Source organism: Streptomyces rhizosphaerihabitans (genome assembly GCF_025399795.1).
GTDB classification, from domain to species: domain Bacteria; phylum Actinomycetota; class Actinomycetes; order Streptomycetales; family Streptomycetaceae; genus Streptomyces; species Streptomyces rhizosphaerihabitans.
In genome coordinates, this window is the sequence record NZ_JAODTZ010000169.1 from 1 (window position 1) to 728 (window position 728).

Annotated in this window: 1 protein-coding gene; it reads right to left on the reverse strand. The window is 69.9% G+C overall.

Features of this window, described 5'->3' with window-relative positions:
* Positions 1–482: IS110 family transposase (locus N4G66_RS45245; RefSeq protein WP_261710160.1), on the reverse strand; the 482-nt coding region annotated here is incomplete at its 3' end.
* Positions 483–728 lie beyond the last annotated feature (246 nt).

The window sequence follows — 728 nt, forward strand, 5'->3', positions numbered from 1 at the left end:
ACCTCGGCGGGGGCGGAGACGATGAGCGTGCGGATCTGGTTGATCGTCTGGGTGCGGGACTTGACGGCCGAGCGGCGGACCACCCGCAGGGACCGGATGGCCTCCACGATGCCGTCGCGGGTCTTGGGCCGGCCGTGGGCGCGGCCGGACAGCACGGCGGTCGCGGCGGCGTAGGCATCGACGGGGTCGGACTTGCCGTTGGCCCGCCGGGCCTTGCGGTCAGGGCGGTCGACGTCGACCACGGCCACCTCGCTCGCCCGGAGGAACCGGGCGAGTTGGGAACCGAAGGCGCCGGTCCCCTCGACCCCGACGGCGAGCACGTCACCATGCATGCGCATCCACTCCAGCAGGCGGCGGTAGCCGTCGGGGGTGGTGGGAAACGGAGCGGTGGCCAGGTGTCGGCCGATGCTGTCGATCACCGCTGCCTGGTGGAAGTCGGTGTGAGTGTCCACACCACCGACCACCGCGATCTGATCCGTCATGCCGGTACCTGCTGTCCTTCCGTGCGGAACGCAGAGAGATCGCACGGGCCGGTCGGGCGCCAGGACAAGACTGTGATGGGACCTTTGGCCGGGCTCCTATGAGGTCACAGCCGCTCGGCCGGCCGCGCGCAAAGCGGCACCGCCCGGCCGGCCGACGATTCCTTGAAAGGACAGCCCGAAGCGTCAATCGTTCGGTGGGTCAGACCCCCGAGCGATGCCGCAACCAATCCTCACAGTCGTTCGTAC